This is a genomic window from Nocardia sp. NPDC057227 (assembly GCF_042669725.1).
In the GTDB taxonomy this organism is placed as follows: domain Bacteria; phylum Actinomycetota; class Actinomycetes; order Mycobacteriales; family Mycobacteriaceae; genus Nocardia; species Nocardia asteroides_A.
In genome coordinates, this window is the sequence record NZ_JBHUXA010000007.1 from 19,365 (window position 1) to 38,778 (window position 19,414).

Annotated in this window: 19 protein-coding genes; 13 read left to right on the forward strand and 6 right to left on the reverse strand. The window is 73.3% G+C overall.

The features are described from left to right. Nucleotides 1–24: 24 nt before the first annotated feature. From ACFUJ1_RS12100 to ACFUJ1_RS12115, 4 genes are read left to right on the forward strand one after another with little or no spacing between them, the layout of a single operon-like run. Nucleotides 25–1,149: an acyl-CoA dehydrogenase family protein gene (locus ACFUJ1_RS12100; protein ID WP_378645032.1), complete on the forward strand. Its 1,125-nt coding sequence runs from the start codon at nucleotides 25–27 to the stop codon at nucleotides 1,147–1,149. 20 nt (nucleotides 1,150–1,169) lie between these two features. Beyond that, nucleotides 1,170–2,402 (forward strand): acyl-CoA dehydrogenase family protein, encoded by a 1,233-nt coding sequence (locus ACFUJ1_RS12105; RefSeq protein WP_378645034.1) that lies wholly within the window; start codon nucleotides 1,170–1,172, stop codon nucleotides 2,400–2,402. Between the two features lie 2 nt (nucleotides 2,403–2,404). After that, the gene (locus ACFUJ1_RS12110) at nucleotides 2,405–3,304 is read left to right on the forward strand and encodes an LLM class F420-dependent oxidoreductase (RefSeq protein ID WP_378645035.1); all 900 of its coding nucleotides are present in this window, start codon (nucleotides 2,405–2,407) and stop codon (nucleotides 3,302–3,304) included. Beyond that, nucleotides 3,301–4,146 (forward strand): SDR family NAD(P)-dependent oxidoreductase, encoded by an 846-nt coding sequence (locus ACFUJ1_RS12115; RefSeq protein WP_378645037.1) that lies wholly within the window; start codon nucleotides 3,301–3,303, stop codon nucleotides 4,144–4,146. Before ACFUJ1_RS12110 ends, ACFUJ1_RS12115 begins: the two co-directional genes overlap by 4 nt. On the opposite strand, the gene ACFUJ1_RS12120 is transcribed toward ACFUJ1_RS12115, so the two are convergent. Further along, nucleotides 4,125–5,048 (reverse strand): esterase/lipase family protein, encoded by a 924-nt coding sequence (locus tag ACFUJ1_RS12120; RefSeq protein WP_378645039.1) that lies wholly within the window; start codon nucleotides 5,046–5,048, stop codon nucleotides 4,125–4,127. The genes ACFUJ1_RS12115 and ACFUJ1_RS12120 overlap by 22 nt on opposite strands. Nucleotides 5,049–5,151: 103 nt before the next feature. On the opposite strand from ACFUJ1_RS12120, the gene ACFUJ1_RS12125 reads away from it, so the two are divergent. After that, nucleotides 5,152–5,700, forward strand: coding sequence for a TetR/AcrR family transcriptional regulator (locus tag ACFUJ1_RS12125; protein WP_378645041.1), 549 nt, complete (start codon nucleotides 5,152–5,154; stop codon nucleotides 5,698–5,700). A gap of 42 nt (nucleotides 5,701–5,742) precedes the next feature. Here the strand turns inward: ACFUJ1_RS12125 and ACFUJ1_RS12130 are convergent, their stop codons facing one another. After that, nucleotides 5,743–6,369, reverse strand: coding sequence for a TetR/AcrR family transcriptional regulator (locus ACFUJ1_RS12130; RefSeq protein WP_378645042.1), 627 nt, complete (start codon nucleotides 6,367–6,369; stop codon nucleotides 5,743–5,745). Between the two features lie 73 nt (nucleotides 6,370–6,442). Here ACFUJ1_RS12130 and ACFUJ1_RS12135 point away from each other — a divergent pair, with 73 nt between their 5' ends. The 3 genes from ACFUJ1_RS12135 to ACFUJ1_RS12145 are packed head-to-tail and all read left to right on the forward strand — an operon-like array spanning nucleotide 6,443 to nucleotide 9,184. Beyond that, nucleotides 6,443–7,471 (forward strand): phosphotransferase family protein, encoded by a 1,029-nt coding sequence (locus tag ACFUJ1_RS12135; RefSeq protein WP_378645044.1) that lies wholly within the window; start codon nucleotides 6,443–6,445, stop codon nucleotides 7,469–7,471. Continuing rightward, nucleotides 7,468–8,238, forward strand: coding sequence for an enoyl-CoA hydratase-related protein (locus tag ACFUJ1_RS12140; RefSeq protein WP_378645046.1), 771 nt, complete (start codon nucleotides 7,468–7,470; stop codon nucleotides 8,236–8,238). Before ACFUJ1_RS12135 ends, ACFUJ1_RS12140 begins: the two co-directional genes overlap by 4 nt. A 1-nt stretch (nucleotide 8,239) precedes the next feature. Next, on the forward strand, nucleotides 8,240–9,184 hold the full coding sequence (locus ACFUJ1_RS12145) for a zinc-binding dehydrogenase (RefSeq protein ID WP_378645047.1): 945 nt from the start codon (nucleotides 8,240–8,242) through the stop codon (nucleotides 9,182–9,184). Here the strand turns inward: ACFUJ1_RS12145 and ACFUJ1_RS12150 are convergent, their stop codons facing one another. From ACFUJ1_RS12150 to ACFUJ1_RS12165, 4 genes are all read right to left on the reverse strand, one after another. Continuing rightward, nucleotides 9,185–9,493, reverse strand: a complete 309-nt coding sequence (locus ACFUJ1_RS12150) for a 2Fe-2S iron-sulfur cluster-binding protein (protein ID WP_378645339.1) — start codon at nucleotides 9,491–9,493, stop codon at nucleotides 9,185–9,187. 81 nt (nucleotides 9,494–9,574) lie between these two features. Next, nucleotides 9,575–10,342 carry an enoyl-CoA hydratase/isomerase family protein gene (locus ACFUJ1_RS12155; RefSeq protein ID WP_378645049.1) on the reverse strand — a complete coding sequence of 256 codons (768 nt, stop codon included), beginning with the start codon at nucleotides 10,340–10,342 and terminating at the stop codon, nucleotides 9,575–9,577. After that, the gene (locus ACFUJ1_RS12160; protein WP_378645050.1) at nucleotides 10,342–11,610 is read right to left on the reverse strand and encodes an acetyl-CoA hydrolase/transferase family protein; all 1,269 of its coding nucleotides are present in this window, start codon (nucleotides 11,608–11,610) and stop codon (nucleotides 10,342–10,344) included. Before ACFUJ1_RS12160 ends, ACFUJ1_RS12155 begins: the two co-directional genes overlap by 1 nt. Beyond that, nucleotides 11,607–12,815 carry a CaiB/BaiF CoA transferase family protein gene (locus ACFUJ1_RS12165; protein WP_378645052.1) on the reverse strand — a complete coding sequence of 403 codons (1,209 nt, stop codon included), beginning with the start codon at nucleotides 12,813–12,815 and terminating at the stop codon, nucleotides 11,607–11,609. Before ACFUJ1_RS12165 ends, ACFUJ1_RS12160 begins: the two co-directional genes overlap by 4 nt. Nucleotides 12,816–12,874: 59 nt before the next feature. Here ACFUJ1_RS12165 and ACFUJ1_RS12170 point away from each other — a divergent pair, with 59 nt between their 5' ends. The 5 genes from ACFUJ1_RS12170 to ACFUJ1_RS12190 all read left to right on the forward strand — a co-directional run bounded on the left by ACFUJ1_RS12170 (nucleotide 12,875) and on the right by ACFUJ1_RS12190 (nucleotide 19,395). Further along, entirely contained in the window at nucleotides 12,875–14,392 is a 1,518-nt protein-coding gene (locus ACFUJ1_RS12170) for a class I adenylate-forming enzyme family protein (RefSeq protein ID WP_378645054.1), read from the forward strand. Continuing rightward, nucleotides 14,389–15,165 (forward strand): SDR family NAD(P)-dependent oxidoreductase, encoded by a 777-nt coding sequence (locus ACFUJ1_RS12175; RefSeq protein ID WP_378645055.1) that lies wholly within the window; start codon nucleotides 14,389–14,391, stop codon nucleotides 15,163–15,165. Before ACFUJ1_RS12170 ends, ACFUJ1_RS12175 begins: the two co-directional genes overlap by 4 nt. A gap of 130 nt (nucleotides 15,166–15,295) precedes the next feature. Then, nucleotides 15,296–16,279, forward strand: coding sequence for an MDR family oxidoreductase (locus tag ACFUJ1_RS12180; RefSeq protein ID WP_378645057.1), 984 nt, complete (start codon nucleotides 15,296–15,298; stop codon nucleotides 16,277–16,279). A 9-nt stretch (nucleotides 16,280–16,288) separates the two neighbouring features. Then, nucleotides 16,289–17,710: a MaoC family dehydratase N-terminal domain-containing protein gene (locus tag ACFUJ1_RS12185; RefSeq protein WP_378645058.1), complete on the forward strand. Its 1,422-nt coding sequence runs from the start codon at nucleotides 16,289–16,291 to the stop codon at nucleotides 17,708–17,710. A 14-nt stretch (nucleotides 17,711–17,724) separates the two neighbouring features. Continuing rightward, nucleotides 17,725–19,395, forward strand: a complete 1,671-nt coding sequence (locus ACFUJ1_RS12190) for a class I adenylate-forming enzyme family protein (RefSeq protein ID WP_378645060.1) — start codon at nucleotides 17,725–17,727, stop codon at nucleotides 19,393–19,395. The last annotated feature ends 19 nt before the right edge of the window (nucleotides 19,396–19,414 follow it).

The window sequence follows — 19,414 nt, forward strand, 5'->3', positions numbered from 1 at the left end:
CGCGTCAACCGAAGGACCGGATCCATGACCGATGATTCCACCGCGGACCGGCGGTTTTTCCAGGCCACCACCCGTGACTTCCTAGCCGGGACGGTACCGATCGGCACCGTTCGCGCGCTCGCCGAGTCCGGCACCGGTTTCGACCGGGGCTGGTGGCGCCGCGGCGCCGAGCTCGGCTGGACCGCCATGCTGGTGCCGGAGGAGCTGGGCGGTGGCTCGATCTCCGGGCAGCCGATGACGGAGCTCGCCCTCGTCGCCGAGGAGCTGGGGCGGGCCGCCGCACCCGGGCCGTTCGTCACCACGAGCGCGGTGCTGGCCGGGCTGGCGACGGGCGAGGACGTGGCCGAAACGGTGGCCGCGATCCTGTCCGGCGAGACCATTGCGACCTGGGCGGTGTACGAGCCGGGCCGCGGTTTCGACGCGCTCGGCGGGCGGGTGCCCGGCACCACCGCGACGCGATCGGGTGACGGCTATCTGGTCACCGGGGTGAAGGACCGGGTGGAGGCGGCCGACCAGGCCGATGTCTTCCTGGTCACCGCGGACGGCGACGACGGCCCGATCCAGCTGCTGGTGCGCGCCGACGACCCCGGCGTCACGGTCAGCCCGGCCTGGACCATCGACCTCACCCGCCGCACCGCCACCGTCACCTTCGACGCCGCCGCGGGCACCGCCGTGCACACCGGCGATGCCGCGGTGCCTGCGCTGCGCGCGCAGGCGAACACCGCAGCGCTGCTCACCGCGGCCGAGTCGGTCGGCGCCGCCGACCAGGCGCTCACCGCGACCCTGACCTGGCTCTTCGACCGCTACACCTTCGGCCGCCCGCTCGCCTCGTACCAGGCGCTCAAGCACCGCATGGCGGACAACAAGACCTGGCTGGAGGCGTGCCGCGCCACCGCCTTCGCCGCAGCGGCGGCGTGGGACGCGGGCTCGCCCGCCACCACCGAGAACGTCAGTATCGCGAAATCGTATGTGGCCGAACGCACCCCGGTGATCGCGCAGGACTGCGTGCAGCTGCACGGCGGCATCGGCGTCACCTGGGAGCACGACCTGCACCTCTACCTCCGCCGGATCACCCTCGGCCGCGCGCTGTACGGCACGCCCGAGGAGCACCGCAGGCACATCACCGACCTGCTCGAATCCGCCGCCTGACCGGAGAAAGGCCCGCACGCATGAGCACCGACACCGAGTCCGTCGAGGAATTCCGGGCCCGCGCCCGCGACTGGCTGCGCGAGAACCTGCCGCCCTCCTCCGGCACCGAGATGAAATCCGACTCCGAGGAGGCGTGGGACCGCGCCAGGCAGCTGCAGCGCATCCTGCACGACGGCGGTTTCGCCGGGATCTGCTTCCCCGGCGAGTACGGCGGCCGGGGCCTGAGCCCGGCGCACCAGCGCGCCTTCGACGAGGAGTCGCTGCCGTACGAGATGCCGCTGCTGCTCAACGTCCCGACGCTGGCCATCTGCGCGGCCAGCCTGCTCGACCTGGGCACCGAGGAGCAGAAACGCGCGCACCTGCCCGCGGTGCTGCGCGGCGACCAGGTGCTTGTCCAGTTCCTCTCCGAGCCGCAGGGCGGCTCCGACCTGGCCGGGCTCACCACCCGTGCCGAGCGCGACGGCGAGAACTGGATCCTGAACGGCTCCAAGATCTGGAGCTCCGGCGCCTACGCCGCGGACTACGGGCTCTGCCTTGCCCGCACCAACTGGGAGGTGCCGAAGCACCGCGGCCTGACCCTGTTCCTGGTCCCTGTGCACGCCGACGGCGTCACCGTGCAGCGGATCAAGCAGGTCACCGGCTCGACCGAGTTCTGCCAGGAGTTCTTCGACGACGTCGTGCTGCCCGCAGGCGCGGTGCTCGGCGAGGTGGACGCGGGCTGGGCGGCGGCTTCCCGGCTGCTCTTCCACGAGCGCGGCGCGCTCGGCGGCACCTCGCCGTTCACCAGCGGTGCGAAGCCGCACCTCGGCGGCGAGGCGGACGCCCTGCTCCGGCTGGCGCGGGCGACCGGGCAGCTCGGCGACACCAGGGTGCGCGAGGACATCGGCGCCGCGCGCGCCATGACCGTGGTGCGCGACCAGCTCATCGACCACGTCACCCAGGCCATCACCAGCGGCGCGCTTCCGCCGGCGGCCGGCTCGATCACCCGGCTCTTCTCCGCCGAGAACGCCTGGCTACAGACCGACACCGCGCTGCGGATCGCCGGGGCGGACGGCGCCACGCACGCGCCGGGCGCCGCCGCCGACACCGAGACGGTGGGGCTGGACTACCTCTTCCGCGCGGCCTGGAGCCTGGCGGGCGGCAGCACCGAGATGGCGCGCACCGTGATCAGCGAGCGGGTGCTCGGGATGCCGCGGGAGTACGCCGCGGACCGGGACGTCCCGTTCAACCAGGTCAAGCGCGGGCGGAGCTGACCGTGCGGTTCCTCTTCCACTACCCCGAGCTCGCGGGCGACCGGGGCGACCTGCTGGACGCCGGGCCGCTCGCCGAGGTCGCCGCGGCGGCCGAGCGGCACGGCTTCGACGGCTTCTCGATCAGCGAGCACCCGGCGCCGGGCGCGCGCTGGCTGGCCTCGGGCGGGCACCAGACGCTCGACCCGTTCATCGCGCTCTCCTTCGCGGCGGCCGCGACCACCCGGCTGCGGCTGCTCACGTACCTGTCGGTAGCGCCGTACCGGAATCCGATGCTGCTCGCCAAGGCGGCCGCGACGCTCGACCTGCTCTCCGGCGGGCGGCTCGTACTCGGGCTCGGCACCGGGTATCTCAAGGGTGAATTCCATGCTCTCGGCGTCGATTTCGCGGAGCGGAACACGCTCTTCGACGAGGCGCTCGACGTGCTGCCGCTGCACTGGAGCGGCGAGCCGTTCAGCTACACCGGCACGCACTTCGACGCCAGGGAGGTGATCGCCCGGCCGCGCCCGGTGCAGCGGCCCATCCCGATCTGGGTGGGCGGCAACTCGGCGCTCAGCCGCAGGCGGGTCGGGGCAAAGGCGCAGGGCTGGATTCCGATGACCGGCGGCGCGGAGCTCAGCACCACCGCGCGGACCGCGGAGCTGGGCACCATCCCGGAGCTGGCCCGCAAGATCGGCGAGATCCGGGAGCAGGCGGCCGCGGCCGGGCGCACCGAGCACATCGACCTGGTGTACTCCTACCACGCCGCCGCCGACCCGGAGATCGAGCCGGAGCGGCACCGCGCGGCCTTCGCCGAGCTCGCCGCGGCCGGGGTGGACTGGCTGGTCATCTCCAACCGGACGCCGACCGCCGAGGCCACCTTCGACTTCCTGGCGGCCTTCGGCACGACCTACCTGGCGTCATGAGCTGGTTCGAGGAGCGGGCCGGGCTGGCGGGCACGGTCGCGATCGTCACCGGCGGGGCGGGCGGGCTCGGGCAGGCCATCGTGGCCGACCTGGTGGCGAACGGGGTCGAGGTGGCGGTGCTCGACCGCGACCCCGAGGCCGCCGCCGCGCTGCCGGACGGCGTGCTGGTCCTGGTCGGCGACGCCCGCGACCCGGCGCAGCTCGCGGCGCTCTTCGCCGCGGTGGACGAGCGCTGGGGCCGGCTGGACACCCTGGTGAACGTGGTCGGCGGCACCTTCCGCGCCGCCTTCACCGACACCACACCCGGCGGCTGGGACGCGCTGCTGCGCACCAACCTCACGCACGTCCTGCACGCCTGCTCGCTCGCCGTTCCGCGGATGCGGGCCGGCGGGCGCGGGGGCAGCATCATCACCATCTCGACCGTCGAGGCGCACCGCGCCGCACCGGGTTTCGCGGTGTACGCGGCGGCCAAGGCGGCGGTCGAGCACTTCGCCCGGACGCTGGCGGTGGAGGTGGCGCCGGACGGGATCCGGGTGAACAACGTGGCCCCCGACTACATCCCGACCCCGAACCTGCGCCGGATCGGCGGCGGCGACGGGGCGCTGGACGACCCCGCCGGGGTCCGGGTGGCGATCCCCATGGGCCGGGCGGGCGTCGTCACCGACGTCTCGCACAGCGTGGTGTTCCTCGCCTCCCGGCTCTCGGCGTACATCACCGGGACCACCCTGCACCCCGACGGCGGCACGCACGCCTCGGCGGGCTGGTTCAACTGGCCAGGCGAGGGGTGGGCGAATCACGTTCCGCCGCGCTACCTCCGGGATCAGCCGACCGGGCCGATGTAGGGCAGCACGACGGCGCAGTCCGCGGGTGCGGCGTGCGCGGGGTCGAGGGTGTTCAGGATCTCGCGCACGGCCACCGGGTCCGCGGTGAGCTCGAAGTGCTCGGTGTAGTCGGTCGCGCACAGGTCCTGCAGCACCACATTGCGGACGTTCGGGCCGGACAGCTGCCCGGTCGGCCACGGGGTGGCGATCTGGTCGTACCGGGAGACGATGGTGGTGAACTCGATCTCCGGCGCGATGGCCGGGTCCGGGTTCAGCTCGGCCAGGAACGCCGTGCCCGGCGAGAATTGGCACGGCCCGCACGTCTCCTCCGCCTGATCGCGGACGCCGAGCTGCTCGAGCACGACGGTGAACGGCGCCGCGGTGCCGCTCAGCGTGGCGCCGTGCAGCGGCGCGGCCAGCGCGATGTAGTCGTCGATCGCCGGGATCCCGCCGAGATTGCGCAGGTAGTAGAACGGGATGGCGCCGCCCATCGAGTGCCCGACCAGATCCACCTTCGCGGCGCCGGTCTCGGCGCGCACCCGGTCGATGAAGGCGGCGATCTGCCGGGCGCTCTCCGGCGCGGGGCCGACCGAGCCGATCGGGCCGAGCGCGCCGGTGCCGAAGGTCAGCGAGAAGACGCAGAAGCCTGCCCCGGCCAGCACCGGGGCGAGGGTGTCCCAGGTGACGGTGTCGTTGCTCAGGCCGTGCAGCAGCACCACCGGCTCCGGATGCTCCTGACTCGGCTCGCACCCGGGCACGTTCGCGCCCGGTGGCGAGCTGCCCGGCGCGGTGACCTGCGCGGCGAGGCCGGACAGGTAGCTGTAGGTGGGCAGCTCGTCCGCGGCGGCGGGCGCTGCCGTCCACACCGTCGCGAGCGCCGTCGCGGCGGCGAGCGGTGCCGCGAGGCGGCGGGGAATGCGCATATCGATCTCCTGGTAGGCGCCGGTCGATCGCCGTGACCGACCGGTCGGTCACACCGTAGCCTGCCGGTAGGATCGGCGGAAGGGGGCGACGGGAAGGAATCGCATGCCACGTCCGGCCGAGCCGGGGCGCACCGCGCTGCTCACCGCGGGCGCCGAGGTCGCCGCCGATCGCGGGCTGCGTGGGCTCTCGATCAATGCCGTCGTCGAGCGGGCCGGGATGGCGAAGGGGACCTTCTACCATCACTTCGCGGATCGGCGCAGTTACGTCGTCGCGCTGCATCGGCGCTACCACGACGCGCTCGGCGCGACGGTCGCCGACGTGACCGTCGGGCTGGCCCCCGGCCTCGACCGGCTCACCGCCGCGGTCGCCGCCTACCTGGACGCCTGCCTGGCCACGCACGGGACCAAGGCGTTCCTGGCGCAGTCGCGGACCGACACCGACCTGCTGGACGAGGTGCACGCCCGCAACGGGACCGTCGCCGCCGGGATCGAGCCGGATCTGAGCGCGATCGGCTGGCCGGATCCGGGCGCGGTCGCGCACCTGCTCGTCGCGATGGTGGCGGAGATCGCGCTCACCGAGCTCTACGCCCGGGAACCACGACCCGACCTCCGCGCGACCGCGCTCACCCTGGTCACCCGCCCGTCCGCGTGAATCCCCCGGCCGCCCGCGTGAGCGCGTAGACCCGGGGGTAGTTCAGGCGGGCGGTGTCAGCGCGCGCAGGGCGAAGGCGGTGATGCGGTCGACCAGTTCGGGGTCGGGGAGTTCCCGGCGGCGGAGCAGGTCGGTGAGGGTGCCGATGGTGGCGTGCGCGATGAGCGCGGCGTCGAGATCGGGCGTGGCACTGCCCAGTTCGGCCAGATCGGCGTGCAGCAGCCCGGCCAGCGCCTCGCCGACGACGCCGGGGCCGGGCTCGAGCGCGATGCCAGGCCCCGCCGCGTTCCAGAGGACGGCGAGCGTGGCGGCCGCCGACTCCGCCTCGGCCTGGGCGAGCACCGCCCCGACCCAGCGCCGGACCCGGGCGCGCGGCTCGCGCTCCCCGGCCATCCGGTGCCCGGTGTAGCGCGCGAGCCGCTCCGCTCCGTCCTCGAGCAACGCGGCGACCAGCGCGTCCTTGGAGGGAAAGTGGCGGTAGAAGGCTTCGTTGGAGAGCCCGGCGGCGGCCACGATATCGGCGACCCGCGGCTTGCCGGTGGTACCACCGGCCGCCATGACGACCAGCGCGGCGTCCAGCAGGCGGCGCACCTCGTCGGCGTAGTCGGCGCCGCGCCTGGCCAGCGCCCGCTGCGCGATCCGGCGCGCCACCGCACCCGGTTCGTCCACCCGTGCCACCACCTTTCTCAGAATTGCATTCTGGTTCATGAGAGGCTTATTCTCAAGCCGACTTGGAGGTGCGATGACCGACCTGCACACCCCGCGGCTGGCCGCCTGGATGGATGCGGCCGGGCTGCCCGGCTCCGGCGCCCCGCTCCGCACCCGGCTGCTCTCCGGCGGCACCCAGAACGAGATCTACGAGGTGGCGCGCGCCGATTTCCGCGCGGCCCTGCGTATTCCACCGGCGGCGGCCCCGCCCGACCGGGACAGGGGAATCCTGCGCGAGTGGCGGATCATCGCGGCGCTGGACGGCACCGACGTCCCGCACACCCCCGCGCTCGCGGTCTGCACCGACCCGGCGGTGCTCGGCCGCACCTTCTACCTCATGGGCTTCGTGGACGGCTGGTCGCCGATGGACCACCAGCAGGCCTGGCCCGACCCCTTCGACGGCGACATCGAGTCCCGCCGCGGGCTGGCGCTGCAACTGGCCGAGGGCATCGCGCTGCTCTCCCGGGTGGACTGGCAGGGCCGCGGCCTCGGCGATCTGGGCCGCCCGGATGGCTTCCACGATCGCCAGGTCGACCGCTGGACCGGCTTCTTCGACCGGATCAGGGGCCGCGAACTGGACGGCATGGACGCCGCGACGAACTGGCTGCGCGCGCACCGCCCGCTCGACTTCGTGCCTGGCATCATGCACGGCGACTACCAGTTCGCGAACGTCATGTACCGGCACGGCGGCCCGGCCAGGCTGGCCGCCATCGTGGACTGGGAGATGGGCACCGTCGGCGACCCGAAACTGGATCTGGCGTGGATGCTGCAGGGCTGGCCGTTGAATACCGCCGACCCGGAACCGAGCGCCTTCGCCTACGTCGACATGAAGCACCTGCCCTCGCGCGAAGAGGTGGCCGCGCACTACGCCGCGGTCTCCGGTAGGCAGGTCGACGACCTGGACTATTACCTGGTGCTGGCGCAGTGGAAGCTGGCCATCGTGCTGGAGCAGGGCTTCCAGCGCGCGGGCGGCGACGAGAAGCTGCTCTCCTTCGGGCCGATCGTGCCCGAGCTCATGCGCTCGGCCGCCGAGCTCGCCGAGAGCACGGGGTACCGCGGATGAGCGCCGAATTCGAGTACGAGCGGCACGGCGCGGTCGGGCTCATCCGGTTGAACCGCCCGGCCGCGCGGAATGCCCTGACCGTCCCCATGATCGAGGGGATCGGCGCGGCGGCGCTGGCCGCGGAGGCCGACCCCACCATCCGGGTGCTGCTGCTCACCGGCGCGGGTGATCGCGCCTTCTGCTCCGGCATGGATCTGCGCGCCTTCGCCTCCGGCGCCGAGTTCAACGACAGCTCGCCGGGCGCGGTCGGGTACCTGCGGCTCACCGGGGGCGAGCTGACCGTGCCGGTGGTCGCGGCGGCGAACGGCTCGGCGGTCGGCGGCGGGCTGGAACTGCTGCTCGGCGGCGATATCCTGATCGCCGCGGAGAACGCGACCTTCGCCTTCCCCGAGGTGCGGCGCGGGCTCTTCCCCGGCGGGGGCGGCACCGCCATCGGGGCGCGCATTCCGGTGCACATCGCGCTGGAGCTCACGCTCACCGGCGCGTCGATCACCGCCGCGCGCGGGTATCAGCTCGGGCTGTTCAACGCGGTCGTCGCGCCGGACCTGGTCTTCGCGACCGCGCTGGAGTACGCCGAGCGGATCGCGGCCAATGCCCCGCTCGGCCTGGCCGCCTGCAAGGAGCTGGTGCGGCTCGCGGTCACCGACCCCGCGCGGGCGGCGGAGCGGCGGGCGCACTGGCAGCGCACCGTTTTCACCAGCGCGGACGCGGCCGAGGGGGCGCGGGCGTTCCTGGCGAAGCGGCCACCGGTGTGGCGGGGTCGCTGAGGTGCGCGCCGCGGTGTGCCCGGCGTACGGGCCGCCCGAGGTGGTCGAGGTACGGAAGATGCCGGAGCCCGAATCCGGCGCGGTGCGGGTGCGGGTGGTGGCCGCGGCGGTGAACTTCCCCGATGTGCTGCTGGTCGCCGGGCGGTACCAGGTGCGGGTGCCGCCGCCGTTCGTGGTCGGCAGCGAGTTCGCCGGGGTGGTCGCGGCGGCCGGTGGCGGGTTCGCGGCCGGGGAGCGGGTGACCGGTACCGGCATCACCGGCGCCTTCGCGGAGCTGGTGCGCGCGGATCCCACCGCGCTGCGGCGCATTCCGGACGGGCTGCCGTTCGATGTCGCCGCCGCGGCCGGGGTCGCGCACGGCACCGCCTATCACGCGCTGCGTGCGGTGGCGCGGGTCGGCGCGGGCGATCGGGTGATCGTGCTCGGCGCGGGCGGCGGGGTCGGGCTGGCCGCGGTGCAGCTCGCCACCGCGCTCGGGGCCGAGGTCACCGCGGTGGCCTCGACGCCGGAGAAGCGCGCGGCCGCCCGCGCCGGCGGCGCGGCCGCCACCGTCGACCCGAAGGGGGATCTGCGCGCGGCGCTGCGCACCGTGCTCCCGGACGGCGCGCAGGCCGTCATCGACCCCGTCGGTGGCGAGCTCGCCGAACCCGCGCTGCGCGCGCTGGCCCGCGGCGGCCGCTACGTGACCATCGGCTTCGCCTCCGGCGTGATCCCCCGCATCCCGCTGAACCTGGTGCTGATCAAGGGCATCCAGGTGCTCGGCTTCCAGTTCGGCGACCTCGACCCCGACCTCTACCGACGGCATCGGACCGAGTTGGCCGCGCTGCTCGCCGACGGCACGGTCCGCCCGCACATCGGCGCGCGCTATCCGCTGGCGGAGACCCCGGCCGCGCTCCGGCTGGTCGCGGACGGCCGGGCCGTCGGCAAGGTGCTGATCGAGCCGTGACTACTCGTACTCGATCGTGATGGCGGGGGTGCGCGGCTCGGACTGGCAGGTGAGGACGTACCCCTCGGCGAGGTCCTCATCGGTCAGCGCGTCGTTGATCCGCATCTCCACCCGGCCCTCCCGCAGCACGGCCATGCAGGTGCCGCAGTTCCCCGCCTCGCAGGCGAAGGGCGGGTTCAGCCCGGCCCTGCGGGCCGCCTCCAGCACCGTGTCGTCGGAGGCGAGCAGCACCGTCTCGGTGCGGCCGTCGAGCAGGATCGTCGCCTCGACGGCGGTCGCGGTAGCGGGCTCGTTGGCGTTTCCGGCCATGGCGGTACTCCCCTGGTCGAGCTCGAGCGAACGCTCGGCGTGAAGGCTGAGCACATGCTTAGCATGTGCTCGCGGACCCGGTCAACGTCCGCTCCACTCCGGCCTGCGCTTCTCGGCGAAGGCACGCGGCCCCTCCTGCGCGTCGGCGCTCTCGTAGCACTCGGTCGAGGCGTGCCTGGCCGCCCGCAGGGCCGCGGAGCGCCCCATCTCGGTGGCGAGCATGACCGTCTCCCTGGCGGCGCGCACCGAGAGCGGCGCGCCCGCCAGGATGTCGCGGGCCAGCTCCAGCGCGGTCTCCAGCAGGTTCTCGGGCTCGGCGAGCCGGTTGACCAGCCCGATCTCGTAGGCGCGGCGGGCGTCGATCGGCTTCCCGGTCAGCAGGATCTCCATCATGATCCGCTGCGGGATCATGTGGATGAGCGGCGACGCCCACGGCGAGCTGCGCCCCACCTTGACCTCGGTGACGGCGAAGGTCGCGGCGGTGCTGGCCACGCAGAGGTCGCAGGCCTGCGCGATCATCCAGCCACCGGCGAAGGCGTGGCCGTTGACCGCGGCGATGGTCGGCTTGCTCAGCTCGATGGTGTCGTAGGGCAGCGGGAACATATCCCGCGGCGGGACGCCCATGCCGGTGGCGACCATCTCCTGGAGGTCGCCGCCCGCGCAGAAGGTGCGGCCTGCGCCGGTGAGGATCGCGACGCGCAGCGCGGGGTCGCGCTCGAAGCGCTCCCAGGCGGCGAAGAGGCCGTCGCGGACATCCTTCGCCAGGCAGTTGCGGGTGCCGGGGCGGTTCAGGGTGAGGACGGCGATGCCGTCCGGGCGGGCGTCGAACAGGACGGCGTCGTCGCTCATCAGAATCCTCTCCGCTGGATCTCGCGGGCCGCGCGCTCCAGGTCGTCGCGAAAATCGGGGTGCGCGATGGCGACGAGGCGGCGCGCGCGCTCGGCCAGGGTGCGGCCGGCCAGCTCGGCGGCGCCGAACTCGGTGACGATCACGTCCACGTCGCTGCGCGCGGTGGTGACCGGGCCGGAGAGCGCGGCCGTGATCCGGCTGACCGTGCCGCCCTTGGCGGTGGCGGGCAGCGCGATCACCGCGTGCCCGCCCGGCGAGCGGGCGCCCGCGCGCACGAAGTCGACCTGGCCGCCGGTGCCGCCCAGGTAGGCCGAGCCGCTCTGCTCGGCATTGACCTGGCCGGTCAGGTCGACCTCGACCGCGGAGTTGATGGTGACCAGCCGGTCGAGCCGGGCCAGCACCGCGGGGTCGTGGGTGTAGGGGGTGGCGCACATGCGGATGCGGTCGTTGCCGTCGGCGAAGCGGTAGAGGCGGTCGGTGCCGATCAGGGCGCCGGTGATCGAGACGCCGGTGTCGATCGCCTTGCGCGCGTTGGTGATCACCCCCGCCTCGACCAGGTCGACCAGGCCGTCGCCGAGCATGCCGGAGTGCACGCCGAGGTCGCGGCGGTCGCCGAGCAGGCGGAGCACGGCGTCCGGGACCGCGCCGACGCCGACCTGCAGCACCGAGCCGTCGCCGATGAACTCGGCGACGTTGGCCGCGATGGACTGGTCCAGCTCGGTGATCGGTGCGGGCGGCACCTGCACCGGGTCCCGCGAGACCGCGACGGCGTAGTCGATGTCGGCCGCGGCGATGCGCTCGCCCGCGGTGCGCGGGACCCGGTCGTTGACCTCGGCCACCACGGTTCGCGCCGCGCGGACGGCGGCGAGGACGTGGTCGCTGATCAGGCCGAGGCTGTGCGTGCCGTCGGGGTCGGCGGGGGGTACCTGGACGAAGGCGACGTCGCAGGGGATGGCTCCGGTCGCCAGCATCGGGCCGACGCGGCTCACGTGGCACGGGATCACGTCGAGCAGGTGCGCCTTGGCGAGGGCGCGGAGCGCGCCGATGGCGCCCATGCTCACCGGGCGGAACGCCTTGGCGGCGGCCGGGGTGAGGAGGCCGGAGAAGCTGGTCGCGATGAAGAGCGAGAGGTCCGGGATCGCCGGGCCCTGCTCGATCAGGGCCTCGATCAGCGAGGTGGGCTCGCCGCAGGCCTGGCCGGCGACGATGTGGTCGCCGGGGCGGAGGATGGTCCGGAGGTCGAGGTCGGCGCGCGGGATCGCGGTCACCGCGCGGACCCGTTCGCGGCGGTGCCGTTCGCACCGGAGTGCCGCGCCGATCCCGAAACGGGCTCCGCGCGTCCGAGGCCGGCCAGGATCGCCTCGGTGTCGGCGCCGAGCCGGGGGGCGGGGCCCGCGATGCGGCCTGGGGTGCGGGAGAACCAGGCGGGCGGGCCGGGGAAGCGCAGGGGCCCGTTGGGTGAATCCACCGTCTGGAAGAAACCGGCCGCGTTCAGGTGCTCGTTGTCGAAGAGGTCGTCCAGCGAGTTCACCGCCGCCGCGGGGATCTGCAGGTCGCGCAGCAGCGCGAGCCACGCCGCGGTGGTTCGCTCGGCGAAGGTCGCGCTGAGCAGCCCGTACACCTCGTCGATGCGCGCCGCCCGCTGGGTCAGCGTCGCGAACTCCGGCCCGGCCCAGGCCGGTTGCACCGCGCCGACGAACGCGGCCCAGTGCTTGTCGTTGTAGACCAGCGCCGCCAGGTACCCGTCGGCCGTCTTGTACGGCCGCCGATTCGGCGTCACCGCCCGCGGATACCCCGCCGGACCGAGCGGCGGGTCGAAGAGCCGCCCGTTCGCATGCTCGACCAGCATGAACGCCGCCATGGTCTCGAACATGGCGATCTCCACCTCCTGCCCCTCCCCGGTGCGCTCGCGGTGGAACAGCGCCATCGTGGTGGCGTACACCGCGGTCAGCCCGGCCACCTTGTCCGCGACGATGCTGCCCATGTACCCCGGTGTGCCGGTGAGCATCTCCTGCGCCGCGGGAATCCCGCACTCGGCCTGCACGGTGTCGTCGTAGGCGGGTCGATCGGCGTCCGGGCCGCCGCGGCCGTAGCCGTAGCAATTGGTGTAGACGATGCCCGGGTTCAGCGCCGCGACATCGGCGTAGCCGAAGCCGAGCCGCTCGATGGCGGCGGCCCGCATGGAGTGCACGAAGACATCGGCCCCTGCCACCAGCTCGCGCAGCGCCGCGGCGTCCGCCTCGGTGCGCAGATCGAGCACCACGCTGCGTTTACCCCGGTTGACGTTGACGAAGACCCCGCCCATCCCCGGCTCCGGCCCGACCGAGATGTACCGCGTGTCGTCGCCGCGCGGCGGCTCGACCTTGATCACGTCGGCGCCCATGTCGGCCATGATCTGGGTGCAGTAGGGGCCCATCACCATCGCCGTGAGATCGATGACCCGCACCCCGGAGAGCGGACCTGTGTGCTCCATCGCGTCCTCTTCCGCCGCTATCTGATGAATCCTTGCAAGGATAGTGGTATCAAAGAGCGGTGGACAGTTTCTCCGGCGAACTCCGCGCCCCGCGCCCGATCGCGGCCGTGCTCGACGCCGCACTCGCCGCACGCCCGGCGGCCCCCGCCGTCATCGGTGCCGCCGGGACCTGGAGTTATCGCGAGCTCAACGAGCGCGCGGCACGGGCAGCGGGGGCGTTCTGGGCGCTCGGCGTCCGACCGGGCGACCGGGTCGCCGCCTGCCTGCCCAACGATCTCGAGATCGTCGCCGCCTTCCACGGCGCGCAGCGGATCGGTGCGATCTGGGCCGGAATCGGCGAGGCGCTTGCCCCCGCCGAGCAGCAGTACCTGCACGATCTGCTCGAACCGCGCGCGGTGCTTGCCGGGCCGCGCTGGTCCGGAGAATCCCGTTCCGCCGTCGATCCGGATCGGTGGGCGGAGCTCGTCGCGAGCGCCGGACCGGCTCCGGAGGTGGCGCACGACATCGACGCCCCGGCCGGAATCGGCTTCACGAGCGGTACGTCCGGCCGGCCGAAGGCGGTGGTGCACAGCCAGCGCAACCTGCTGCTTCCCGGCGCGGTCACCGTCGCCACCAGGGGCTGGGGGCCGGAGCTGCGCCGCGGCGACAGCTTCCCGCTCACCATCCTGAACATGCTGGTGCTCTCCACCCTGACCACGGCGCAGGCGCAGGGCTGCGCGGTGATCATGGACCGCAGGGACGCCGCCGGGGTCGCCGAGTGGATCGAGCGGCACGCGGTGACGGTGTGGAACGGCGCCCCGGCCCAGCTGCACGACCTGGCGCGGCGCCCGGAGGCGGACCTCGGTTCGCTGCGCGAGGTGTGGAGCGGCGGCAGTGACACTCCCGACACCCTGCGCGCGGCGTTCGCCACCGCGCACGGGATCGTCCCGCGCGCCACCTACGGGCTCAGCGAGGCGCCGACCGTGGTCGCCATCGATCCGCCCGGTGCCGCCTGGACCCCTGGCGCCAGCGGCGTCGTGACTCCGCAGTTCGATGTCGCCGCCTACGACGACGCGGGCACCCGGCTGCAGCCCGGCGCGCTCGGCGAACTCCGGCTCGCCGCCGCGAGCGACGGCCCGTGGGCCGGGCTCTGGCGGCCGACGCTGGGGTACTGGGCGGACGGTGCGGTCCGGCCGGTCGAGGCGGGGCCGTTCGCCACCGGCGACATCGGCACCGTCGACGCCGCGGGCAACCTCGCGGTGCTCGACCGCAAGAAGATGGTGATCATTCGCGGCGGCGCCAACGTCTACCCGCTGGAGGTGGAGCGGGTGCTCGCCACCCATCCGGACGTCACCAAGGTGGCGGTCTGCCCGGTGCCGGACGAGCGACTCGGGCAGAAGGTCGCCGCCGTGGTCGAGAGCGCGCGCGAGCTCGACTTCGCGGAGCTGGCGGCACACTGTCGCCGCGAACTGGCCGGGTACAAGGTGCCCGAGGTCTGGACGCGGGTGGCGGCGCTGCCGGTGAACGCCATGGGCAAGGTGGAGCGGACCGGGCTCACCGCCCTGGTCACCGCGGCGGACGCGGAGCCGGCCCGATGAGCGCCGAACCGGGGCCGGTGTTGCGGCTGTTCGGCCTGCGGGGGCGGGTGGCGATCGTGACCGGCGCCTCCTCGGGGCTCGGCGCGGCGGTGGCGGAGACCCTGGCCGAGCTGGGCGCCCGGGTCGCGGTGGTCGCGCGGCGCGCGGATCGGCTCGACGAGCTCGCCGCGCGGACCGGCGGCCTTCCCATTGCGCGCGACCTCTCCGATCCCGCCCAGGTGGCCGAGATCGTGCCCGCGGTCGTCGAGCAGCTCGGGCCGCCGGTGATCCTGGTGAACGCCGCGGGCAACCGGTTCACCACCGCGCGCGCCGAGGACGAGCCGCTCGATGCCGTGCACGACACCATCGGGCTGAACCTGGTGGCACCGTTCCTCTTGGCCCAGGCCGTCTTCCCGCACATGCGGGACGCGGGCGGCGGCGCGATCGTGAACGTCTCCTCGATCAGCGGGCGGGTCGGGGTGCCCGGCATCCCGCAGGCCTCCTACGCGGCGAGCAAGGCGGGGCTCTCCGGGCTCACCGCGGAGCTGGCGGTGCAGTGGGCGCGGCACTCGATCCGAGTGAACACGGTGGCGCCCGGCTTCTTCCGCTCCGAGATCACCGACAGCCTCTACGACGACGAGCGCGGCGCCGCCTACCTGCGCCGCAACACCCCGCTGCCCACCGAGGGCACCGCCGAGGACCTGGTCGGCGCCATCACCTGGCTCGCGGGCGACGCCGCGCGCTACGTCACCGGGCAGACCGTCGTCGTGGACGGCGGCTGGACAGCCCGCTGAACTGCAAGTTTCCGGCGCGAGCCGGTTGACACCCGAACACCTGGATGAAAGCATAATTTTACCCATAGGAGAATTGCATTCTCATCTGCGATGAGAATCAGCTCCGACCGGAGGAAGGACACTCTCGGCGATGTCTTCTGCACTACTCATCGAGAAGGGCGACGCGGGCACGACGGCGGCGCTGACCAGCGTGGACGATAGCGCGCTGCCGGAGGGGAACGTGACGGTCGACGTCGCCTACTCCACGCTCAACTACAAGGACGCGCTCGCGCTCACCGGCTCGTCGCCGGTGGTGCGCAAGTTCCCCATGGTTCCCGGCATCGACTTCGCCGGTGTGGTCGCGGAGAGCGACCACCCGGACTGGTCGGCGGGCGACGCCGTGATCCTGAACGGCTGGGGCGTCGGCGAATCGCACTGGGGCGGGCTGGCGCAGCGGGCGCGGGTGAACGGCGACTGGCTGATCCCGCTGCCGTCCGCCTTCGACGCGCGGCAGGCGATGGCGATCGGCACCGCCGGGTACACCGCCGCCCTCTGCGTCGAGGCGCTGGAGCGCTTCGGGATTCGCCCCGGGGACGGCGAGATCCTGGTGACCGGGGCGACCGGCGGGGTCGGCAGTGTCGCCATCGCGCTGCTCGGCGCGGCCGGGTTCACCGTGGCGGCGGCGACCGGGAAGGCGGCCGAGGCCGGGTACCTGAAGGGGCTCGGCGCGAGCACCGTGCTCGACCGGGCGGAGTTCGCCGAGCGCGGGAAGCCGCTGCAGAAGGAGCGCTGGGCGGGGGTGGTCGATACCGCGGGGAGCTACACGCTGGTGAACGCCGCCGCCCAGACCAGGTACGGGGGCGCGGTCGCTGCCTGCGGGCTGGCGCAGGGGATGGATCTGCCCGGCACCGTCGCGCCGTTCATCCTGCGCGGGGTGACGCTGCTCGGCATCGACAGTGTGCAGGCGCCGAAGGAGCGCAGGCTCGAGGCGTGGGCGCGGCTGGCCCGCGATCTGGACCCGGGTGCGCTGGATTCGATCGCCACCGAGATCCCGCTGGGCGAGGCGATCGCCGCCGCGGGCCGCTTCATCGACGGGACCGTTCGCGGTCGCATCGTCGTCGACGTGAATCGCTGAGGAGCAGCCGTGAGCACAGGTAATTCCGCAACGCCGCGGAAGACGGCGGGAACCGGAGCCGGCGCGCGGAAGACCGCGGGAGCGACCGCGGCTGCCGACGCGTCCGAGAGCAAGGTCGCACCCGCGGATACCGGCGCGGCCGCGAGCCAGGCCGCACCCGCGACCAAGGCTGCCCGGGCGACGAAGGCCGCGCCCGCGCGGAAAGCCGCCGCCGGGCGGAGTAATTCGGCTCCGGGCAAGGGCGCGGTCACGTCGCCGGGCGGCGTCGAACTCGACCTTTCCGATGTCGACCACCGGGTGGGCAAACCCGTCGGCGGCGGCCAGCTGTGGGACCCGTGCAGCACCTCGGACATCCGCCGCTGGGTGATGGCGATGGACTACCCGAACCCGCTGCACTGGGATCACGAGTTCGCCCGCGAATCCCGCTACGGCGGGCTGATCGCCCCGCAATCCATCGCGGTCGGCCTGGATTACGGCCACGGCGCGCAGCCCGCCTGCGTCGGCCACATCCCCGGCTCGCACCTGATCTTCGGCGGCGAGGAGTGGTGGTTCTACGGCGCCCCGGTACGTCCGGGCGACACCCTGTTCCAGGACCGCCGCTTCCACGACTACAAGGTGGCCGAGACCAAGTTCGCCGGGCCGACCATGTTCTCCCGCGGCGACACCACGCACCGCAACCAGCACGGCGTGCTGGTCGCCAGGGAACGCTCCACCGCCATCCGCTACCTCGCCGAGGAGGCGAACAAGCGCGGCATGTACGAGAACCAGCTCGGCGAGGTGAAGCGCTGGACCGCCGCCGAGCTCACCGAGGTGGAGCAGCTGCGGCACGAGTGGATCCTCTCCAACCGGCTCGGCGTCTCGCCGCACTTCGACGAGGTGAAGGTCGGCGACAAGCTGCCGCGCCGGGTGATCGGCCCGCACAGCATCGCCACCTTCACCACCGAGTACCGCGCCTTCCTCTTCAATATCTGGGGCACCTTCGGCTGGGTCGCGCCGCCCGGGATCAAGGATCCGTGGATCAACCAGGACCCGGGCTGGACCGAGGGTTTCGAGTTCGACGAGGAGGGCGCCAAGATCGACCCGCGCAAGCGCGACGGCCTCTACGTCGGCCCGTCGCGCGGGCACATCGACGGCGACAAGGCGGGCGAGGTCGGCATGGCGCGGGCCTACGGCTACGGCGCCACCATGGGCGCCTGGTGCACCGACTACCTCGGCTACTGGGCGGGCAACGACGGCCTGGTGCGGCACACCAAGGCCGACTTCCGGCTGCCCGCCTTCGAGGGCGACGTCACCTACTTCGACGCCGAGATCGTGGACAAGATCACGGATTCGGCGTGGGGCGTGCCGCTGGTGCAGGTGAAGCTGAAGCTCACCGACCAGAACTTCGGCACGCTGGTCAGCTGCCTCGCCGAGATCGAACTCCCGCACTGAGGGGCACGGAAACCATGACCACCCGCTCCCCCGCCATCGCCGCGGGACCACCCCTTGCCGACGAACCCGGGCTCGGCCCGCTCACCCTGCCCGGCTTCCTGCGCGAGGTCACCGCACGCTACGGCGACCGGGAGGCGCTGCGCGTCCCCGGCGGCGTCAGCTGGACGTACCGCGAACTGCACGATCGGGCGGTCGAGGTCGCCCGTGCGCTCCGGGCCGCGGGCGTCGGCAAGGACTCCCGCGTCGGCGTGCTCATGACCAACCGGCCGGAGTGGCTGGCCGCCGTCTTCGGCACCTCGCTGGCCGGCGGGGTGGCGGTGGCGCTGAGCACCTTCTCCACCCCGGCCGAGCTGGACCACCTGCTCCGGGTCTCCGGGGTGTCGGTGCTGCTGTTCGAACGGCACGTGGCGCGGGCCGATTTCGCCGCGGTGCTCACCGAACTCGAACCGGCACTGGCCGGGACGGCCCCCGGTGAACTGCGCTCGACGGCGTACCCGTTCCTGCGGCACCTGGCCGTGGTCGGCGAGCCGACCGGCGGCACGATCGAAGGCTGGGACACCTTCCTTGCCCGCGGCGCGAGCGAACCGGCCGAGCTGGTCGAGGCCGCCGCGGACTCGGTGCGGCCGAGCGACACCGCCGTGCTCTTCTTCTCCTCGGGGACGACGAGCAAGCCGAAGGGGATCCGCAGCGCGCACCGCGGGGTGGCGGTGCAGATGTGGCGCTTCGGGCAGATGTTCGGCTTCACCCCGGACGACACCGTGCGCTGCTGGACCGCCAACGGCTTCTTCTGGTCGGGCAACTTCGGCCAGGCGCTCGGCGCCACGCTCGCCGTCGGCGGCACCCTGGTGCTGCAGCGGCTCTTCGACGCCGCCGAGGCGGTGGCGCTGATCGAGTCGGAGCGGGTCACCTTCCCGGTGGCCTGGCCGCACCAGTGGGCCCAGCTCGCCGGCGCGCCCAACTGGGCGGAGACCGACCTGAGCAGCTTGACCTTCGTGGACAAGCACACGCCCGCCGCGGCGCACCCGACGGTGACCACCGAGTGGACCGAGTGCGGCCACGCCTACGGCAACACCGAGACCTTCACCATCACCACCTGCTACCCCGCCTGCACGCCGGACGAGGTGCACGCGGGCAGCAGCGGGGTGCCGCTGCCCGGGGTGACGGTGAAGATCACCGACCCGCTCGGCGGCGCGGTGCTCGCGCGCGGCGAGAGCGGCGAGATCTGCGTCAAGGGGCCGACGCTCATGCTCGGCTACGTCGGCACACCGCTGGACGAGACGCTCGACGCCGACGGGTACTTCCACACCGGCGACGGCGGCTACCTGGACGACGTCGACCGGCTGTACTGGGAGGGGCGGCTCACCGACATCATCAAGACCGGCGGGGCCAATGTCTCGCCGCTCGAGGTGGACGAGGAGCTGGCGCGGTTCCCCGGGGTGAAGGTGGGGCGCACGGTCGGGGTGCCGCACGAGACGCTCGGCGAGGTCGTGGTGGCGTGTGTGGTACCGCAGCCGGGAGCCGCGGTGGACGGGGACGCGCTGCGCGGGTTCCTGCGGGAGCGGTTGGCCAGTTACAAGGTGCCACGGCATGTGCTGCTCTTCGCGGAGGAGGAGTTCACGCTCACCGGGAGCGCGAAGATCAAGTCGTCCGACCTGCGGGAGTTGGCCGCGAAGCGGTTGGGCTGAGTCTCGGCGCCACAACGGT